At 65.2% G+C, this 6,511-nt stretch carries 7 protein-coding genes and 1 pseudogene; all 8 read right to left on the reverse strand.

What is annotated here, in order from left to right; translation table 11 throughout:
- Positions 1-15: 15 nt before the first annotated feature.
- On the reverse strand, positions 16-1,122 hold the full coding sequence (locus BRAO375_RS35530; protein WP_009032256.1) for an electron transfer flavoprotein subunit alpha/FixB family protein: 1,107 nt from the start codon (positions 1,120-1,122) through the stop codon (positions 16-18).
- 47 nt (positions 1,123-1,169) lie between these two features.
- Positions 1,170-2,015 (reverse strand): electron transfer flavoprotein subunit beta/FixA family protein, encoded by an 846-nt coding sequence (locus BRAO375_RS35535; protein ID WP_009032257.1) that lies wholly within the window; start codon positions 2,013-2,015, stop codon positions 1,170-1,172.
- A gap of 257 nt (positions 2,016-2,272) precedes the next feature.
- Positions 2,273-2,611 carry a nitrogenase stabilizing/protective protein NifW gene (gene nifW / locus BRAO375_RS35540; protein ID WP_009032258.1) on the reverse strand — a complete coding sequence of 113 codons (339 nt, stop codon included), beginning with the start codon at positions 2,609-2,611 and terminating at the stop codon, positions 2,273-2,275.
- Complete coding sequence (gene cysE, locus BRAO375_RS35545; RefSeq protein WP_009032259.1) at positions 2,608-3,399, reverse strand: serine O-acetyltransferase; 792 nt, start codon at positions 3,397-3,399, stop codon at positions 2,608-2,610. Before cysE ends, nifW begins: the two co-directional genes overlap by 4 nt.
- Positions 3,400-3,401: 2 nt before the next feature.
- The gene (gene nifV / locus BRAO375_RS35550) at positions 3,402-4,541 is read right to left on the reverse strand and encodes a homocitrate synthase (protein ID WP_009032260.1); all 1,140 of its coding nucleotides are present in this window, start codon (positions 4,539-4,541) and stop codon (positions 3,402-3,404) included.
- Positions 4,542-4,870: 329 nt separating this feature from the next.
- Positions 4,871-5,365, reverse strand: a complete 495-nt coding sequence (irrA, locus tag BRAO375_RS35555) for an iron response transcriptional regulator IrrA (RefSeq protein WP_009032261.1) — start codon at positions 5,363-5,365, stop codon at positions 4,871-4,873.
- Between the two features lie 16 nt (positions 5,366-5,381).
- The gene (locus tag BRAO375_RS35560) at positions 5,382-6,107 is read right to left on the reverse strand and encodes a nitrogen fixation protein NifQ (protein ID WP_009032262.1); all 726 of its coding nucleotides are present in this window, start codon (positions 6,105-6,107) and stop codon (positions 5,382-5,384) included.
- Between the two features lie 84 nt (positions 6,108-6,191).
- Positions 6,192-6,511 (reverse strand): annotated as a pseudogene (gene nifH / locus BRAO375_RS35565) (nitrogenase reductase); the annotation flags it as partial.

Here is a 6,511-nt window from a genome sequence, read left to right on the forward strand (position 1 = left end):
CTGCTCCTCTGGTGCCTAGCTTGCGATGCGGTCGCGCGAATGCGGCGACAATCGTGCGCGGAACGCCTCCGTCAGCGCCGGCAGCAGCCGGATCGCATCGGTGACGATGCCGACATGCGCGAAGTCGAAGATCGGCGCGTTCTTGTCGGTGTTGATGGCGACGATCAGGTCGGCGCCCTCGACGCCCACCCGATGTTGGATCGCGCCGGAGATGCCGGCGGCAATGTAGAGCTTCGGGCGGATGGTCTTGCCGGTCTGCCCGATCTGGCGGTCCGAGGTGACCCAGCCTTTCTGCACCAGCGGGCGCGAGCAGCCGAACTCGGCGCCGAGCACCGCGGCGAGACCCTTGACCAGCTGGAAGTTCTCCGGCGAGCCCAGGCCCAACCCGCCAGCGACGACGATATCGGCGTAAGCGAGGTTGGACTTGGCGGAGTCGCGGTCCGGAATGAAGGACAGCACCTTGGTGACAATGTCTTCCTCGACCATGCCGAGCTTGTGCTCGATGATCCGGGTTGCCCGCTTTTCGATCCGCTCCGGCATCGGCATCACGCGCGGGCGCACCGTCGCCATCTGCGGCCGGTAGTTCAGGGTGTAGATCGTGCACAGCAGCGAGCCGCCGAAGGTCGGGCGCGTCGCCGCCAGCGAGCCGTCCGCGTCGACGTCGAGCGCGGTGCAATCGGCAGTGAGACCCGTCAGCAGCGTCGTCGCGACCGAGCCGGCGAGGTCGCGCCCGAGCGTGGTGGCGCCCAGCAGCAGGATCTCCGGCTTGAAGGTGTTGACCGTGTCCGTCAGCGCCTTGGTGTAGGCCTCGTTGCGATAATCGGCGAGGACCTCATCGGCGACGATATAGGCAAGATCGGCGCCGTAGCAGAAAGACTCAGCCGCGGCATGCTGCACAGCCTCTCCAGGCGGTCCGATCACGACGGCCGCAAGATCGACCTTCAGCTTGTCGGCGAGCTGACGGCCCGCTCCCATCAGCTCCCAGGAGACGGGATGAACCTGCCCGCGCTCCTGCTCGATGAACACCCAGACGTGCTTGTAGGCCTTGAAGTGTTCCGGCAGCTCCTTCTTGGTCGCGGCGCGACCGGCAGCGGCGGGCGGTGCTTTGGTGGGTTCGCTCATGGTCGTCGTCCCGTTGATCGTTCAAAAGGCGGTGTCAAATGGCGAGGTCAGAAGCCGTGCGCGGATGAGATCAGCTCAGCCTCGAGCTTGGGCTGACGCTTGAACAGCTCCTCGATCAGCGCCTCCGCCGGCGGACGATTGGCGAAGTCGACGAAGGTTGCCTTCTCGGCTCGCGGCGACGGAGCGAACACGCGCTTCACAATGGTCGGCGAGCCCTTCAGGCCGCACTTCGAGATATCCTCGACTCCGGCGTCCTTGGCGCTCCAGGTCACGATCTGCGCCCGCGCGGCGCGCAGCGCGTCCGCCATGGCGCCGCGGCGGATCTCGTTGGTCGCCTCGAGCATCGTCACCAGGCAGGGCAGCTTTGTCTTGAGCACCTGCACACCGCCTTCCGACCGGCGCTCGGCCTCGATCGTGCGCGCGGCTGGATCGACCTCATTGATCTTGGCCACATAGGTCAGCTGCAGCAGGCCAAGGCGCTTGGCGATGCCAGGCCCCACCTGGGCAGTGTCGCCGTCGATGGTCTGCTTGCCGGTGAACACGATATCGGGCGCGCCGAAGGTGTCGCTGATCTTGCGGATGGCGGTCGCAAGCGCATAGGTCGTCGCCAGCGTGTCGGCGCCGGCAAAGAAGCGGTCGGTCAGCAGCACGGCGCGATCGGCGCCGTAGGTCAGCGCCCGGCGCAGCGAATCCTCGGCGGACGGCGGCCCCATCGTCAGCACGGTCACCTCGCCGCCGAACTTGTCGCGCAACTGCAGAGCGGCTTCGAGTGCAAACAGGTCGTAGGGATTGATGATGGTCGGCACGCCCTGGCGCATGATGGTGTTGGTCACCGGATGGACGCGGATCTGCGCGGAGTCCGGGACCTGCTTGATGCAGACGACGATATGCATGCGATCTCTCCGGTGTAGGGCCTGCCATGAGGACAGCAATTGTCGTACCAGTTTCAGTCGCGATGATTATCGTCGCCGTTTCAACGCCTTGCGCCGGGCACTTGAAATTCTGCTGAGAAGACCTGCAGAGGTCCGACACGTCGCAAGCAACACGCGTCGGGAATACGACAGGACTTCGATTCGCTCAGCTCGCTCGAAACAAGAGCGCCGCCGGCAGAGCCCGGCGGCGCTTGCGCATGTCATGATGAGTTCGTCTGCTACTTGAGCGTCGTCAGCGAGACGAACGGCTTGGGCGCCGGCTTCGGCGGAGCGACGGCTTCCTTGAGCACTTTGAAGACACGCTGGTCGAGCGGGGTGGACTCGACGAAGTCCTGATAGGCCTGCTCCAGAAAGGATTTACAGCGGGTTGCGATCTCCTCGTTGGAGACGTCCGAGAAATCCTCGTTGACCAGATACTGGCCCATCCGCCTGAGGATGTGCAGACGGCAGACATTCAGGACCTTGGGATCGTAGTCGACACCGAGCAGCTTGAAGAACTCTTCGGCCGCTGACGTCTGCTTCAGTTGCTCGAGCACATTCGGTATTGCCGCAGTCATTGCTTCGCTCCTTGAGTCAAAGTCGGATCAACCTCGCAGCCATTGATCGGCGCCGGCGGCGGTGGTCCCTGGCGCACCTTCTGCCGGACATGCGCGAGCTGCGCTTCGAGGAACTCGATGCGGTCGAGCATCACCGACAGCGCCTCGCCGACCGGATCAGGCATGAGGTGATGATCCAGATCGATGCGGCCGACGGTGCGGCGATGCGTGAACTCCGGCCGCACCACCTTGGCCGGGATGCCGACCACGGTGACATCCGGCGGCGTGCTCTGGATGACGACGGAGTTGGCGCCGACCCGGGTGCGCTGGCCAATCGTGATCGGCCCGAGGATCTTGGCGCCGGCGCCGACGACGACGCCATTCTCAAGTGTCGGATGCCGTTTGCCTGGGGACCACGACGTTCCGCCCAGGGTGACGCCGTGATAGAGCGTCACGTCGTCGCCGACCTCGGCCGTCTCCCCGATGACGACGCAGGCGCCGTGGTCGATGAAGAAGCGATGGCCGATCTGAGCGGCGGGATGAATGTCGACGTTCGACAGGAAACGTGCGAGCCATGACAACAGCCGCGCCGGAAATCGCCAGCCGCGGATCCACAGCCGATGCGCGAGGCGGTGCCAGATCAGCGCGTGAATGCCGGGATAGGTCAGCAAGGTCTCGATCTCGCCGCGCGCAGCGGGATCTCGCGAGCGGACGCAGCCGATGTCCTCGCGGATCAGGCGGAACAGCGAGGGCGGGCTCGCCTCTGCGGCGACGGGCTTGGCAATCGGGTTGTCCACGATGTCGGTCATGATCAGGCAAAGCTCGCATGCGGGTGATCACAGACTTCGCGCCAGATGGCGGCAACGGCTTCCTTCGGCACGGGCCCCTTGTGAGCGACCGCATGCTTGCGCACGCGCGCCAGGATGCGCTGGGCCTGATCGGCGCTCGCCGGCAGGCGCAGATCCGAGAGCAGCGAGGTGATCGCCGACAGTCCCGAATGCTTGCCGATCACGATCCGGTTCGAACGGCCGAACAGCATGGGATCGAGCGCCTGGTAGGTCCGCTGATCCTTCAGCAGGCCGTCGACGTGAATACCCGACTCGTGGGTGAAGACATGCTCGCCGACGATCGCCTTGTTGAGCGGGATAGCGCGCGCCGCAGCGGCCGCGACGACATTGGCGACATGATCGAGCTCAGCGAGCACGATACCGGTCTCGCGGCGGTAGAGCTGCCGCAGCGCCACCGCGACCTCCTCCAGCGGCGCGTTGCCGGCTCGTTCGCCGAGGCCAATGACCGTCACCGACGCGTGCGTCGCGCCGGCCTTCACTGCCGCGAGCGTGTTAGCGGTGGCAAGGCCGAGATCGTCATGGCCGTGAAACTCGATCTCCAGGTCCGTGGTCGCGCGCAAGGCTCCGACCAGCGCCGATGTCGCATCCGGATCGAGCACGCTCAAGGTATCGGCGACGCGGAAGCGCCGTGCGCCGAGCGCCTTTGCGGTCGCGATCACCTCAGCGAGAAAACCAACATCTGCGCGTGAGGAATCCTCACCACCGACCGCAACGTCCAGTCCGCGGCCCCTTGCATAGCCGACCACGCGCTTGAGCAGCTCCAGCGCAACGCTGCGGCCACCGCCGAGCTTGGCCGCGATCTGCACGTCCGATGTCGGGATGGAGACATTGACCATCGAGACGCCCGCGGCGATGGCGGCATCGACATCCGCCTCGCGCATCCGGCACCAGCCGATGATGGTGGCCGGCAGACGGGCCTCCACGATCGCGCGGATGGCGGCAATCTCGTCCGCGCCCATCGCAGGTGTCCCGGCTTCGATCTCGGGTACGCCGGCTCGCGCCAGCGCGCGGGCAATCGCGACCTTCTCTCCGAGGGCAAAAGCGACGCCCGGAGCCTGCTCACCGTCGCGGAGCGTGGTGTCGTTCAGGATGACCCGGGGCATCGGGCTCCCGGACCTCGACCTCCCAATATTCTTGCTCCCGGGAGCAGAGCCGGCATCCCGGGCATTCCTGATGCCATTCTTGGGCCCGCGCGGTCCGAGGACGTCAGGCATTCACTTGCTCCGTCGCAACCTGTGTCGACCGCCAGAGCTCGACGCTCCATCCACGGCCTGTCAGTCACTCAGCAACGGCCATGCCAGGGCCGACCATCGCTTTAATCGCATGAATTTGCGTGTGTTTTCCGAACGACCGAGATTGTCGGCTTTGTAACAGGGTCGGAAATCGGACGTGCCGGAGATGGAAAGACTTGCGATCGACGCGATGGCGCGCCTCAGCCGTGGCGGCTGCGGCGCAAGTGAATGACGACGTCGATCCGCTCCATGGCATAGCCCGGCAGCGGCTCAGGCAGTTGCTCGAACGCGACGACCTCCGGCACGTCGACGAGCTCGCCCTCGTCCTCGTAGAAGAAGTGCGGATGCACCGTGGTGTTGGTGTCGAAGAACGACCGGGAGCCGTCGACGCCGATCTGCCTGAGCAGACCGAGCTCCACAAACTGATTGAGCGTATTGTAGATGGTCGCCTGCGAGATCTTCATGCCGGTCGCAACCGCCTCCGCATAGAGCACGTCGGCGGTGATGTGACGGTTGCCATTGCCGAACAGGATGCGGCTGAGCTGCTGGCGCTGCTGGGTCGGGCGCAAACCGGCCAGCCGCAGCGCGTCCTCGCAGCGGCGCATCAGGGCCTCGCCAGCCTCGCAGGTCTCCGCTTCGGGACAGCGTCCATGGTCGGAGTTGCAGGGAGATCCAAGCAGGGGGTCCATCAACATCGTCGCAGTCCTTGACTTACATGGCGGCGTTGGCCGCCTCCTGCAGCGCCACCTCGCGGCGCCGCTCGGCCATCCGGCTCTCACCGCTCTCCTCGCCAAAGCAGAGCGCGAAATCGTTGCATTGGGTGCAGACCGGCGTCGTGCACATGACGAAGCCGTCGTCCTCGCACAGCATGCGGTAGAAGAAGCGCTTCCAGCGCATGTTTCGAGTGTTCCGACTGGCCAGCGGCCCGAAATGGCGCATCAGCAGCCGTGACAATTCGGAACGCTCGCGCAAGCCGAGGTCTTCCCAGAGATGGTTCGGCTCCATTGCGCGCCGAGCGACCATCGCCGCGAGCCAGCGGCTGACGTCGCCATCGGTCGAGCGCTGCGCCGTCAGCAGATCGCGCACCATCGCGATCTCGTCGTCATCGGGAGCTGGAGCTGCGCCGTTGATCGGCAGCCAGGTCGAATCGATCGCGGCGGCGGGAAACAACTGCGCCAGCAGCGCGATCAGCTCGACGGTCGAAAGCCCTGCGCGCTCAGCGAGCGCGCCATGCTCCATCGCCGAGACTGCGAGGATCGATGCGATCACGTGGCGGTCGAAGTTGAAGTCGTCGTCGATCACCGCCTCGGCTGGGTCGTTCCCTGTGAGCAGGCGGTAGATCTGCCGGCCATGATGCCGCTTGTCGTCCTCGAAGGCGAGCGGTGCTTGCAGGTTCACCGCGGCGGCATGCGACGTGTCGACGATTGCGATGGTCATGGCGCGATCTCCTATCGAGGCCGATGAGAGTTCGAAGAAGAGGTACCGGCCTCCCGACGGGAGGAAGGCCGGTACCAAGACTGCTTAAGCCGTTGCGGCGAGTTCGGCGGCAGTCTTTCCGATCTGGCTCTCGTCGACCGCCTTCATGATGCCGTGCTCCATCAGCATGTCCTCGAGCTCGTCCATCGTGATCGGGGTCGGGATGATGCCCTTGCCGGCATTGCCGTGGATCTTGGTCGCCAGGTTACGGTAGTGGTTGGCCTGGACCGACTCCGGCGCGTATTCCAGAACGGTCATGCGGCGCAGCTCGGCGTGCTGCACGATGTTGTCGCGCGGCACGAAGTAGATCAGCTGGGTGCCGAGCTTCTTGGCGAGGGCTTCAGCCAGCTCCAGCTCCTTGTCCG

Source organism: Bradyrhizobium sp. ORS 375 (assembly GCF_000239775.1).
Classification (GTDB): Bacteria; Pseudomonadota; Alphaproteobacteria; order Rhizobiales; family Xanthobacteraceae; genus Bradyrhizobium.

Coding starts and splice junctions, on each gene's coding strand:
- BRAO375_RS35530 (WP_009032256.1), bottom strand. CDS start 1,122: ATGAGCGAACCCACCAAAGCACCGCCCGCCGCTGCCGGTCGCGCCGCG.
- BRAO375_RS35535 (WP_009032257.1), bottom strand. CDS start 2,015: ATGCATATCGTCGTCTGCATCAAGCAGGTCCCGGACTCCGCGCAGATC.
- nifW (WP_009032258.1), bottom strand. CDS start 2,611: ATGACTGCGGCAATACCGAATGTGCTCGAGCAACTGAAGCAGACGTCA.
- cysE (WP_009032259.1), bottom strand. CDS start 3,399: ATGACCGACATCGTGGACAACCCGATTGCCAAGCCCGTCGCCGCAGAG.
- nifV (WP_009032260.1), bottom strand. CDS start 4,541: ATGCCCCGGGTCATCCTGAACGACACCACGCTCCGCGACGGTGAGCAG.
- irrA (WP_009032261.1), bottom strand. CDS start 5,365: ATGTTGATGGACCCCCTGCTTGGATCTCCCTGCAACTCCGACCATGGA.
- BRAO375_RS35560 (WP_009032262.1), bottom strand. CDS start 6,107: ATGACCATCGCAATCGTCGACACGTCGCATGCCGCCGCGGTGAACCTG.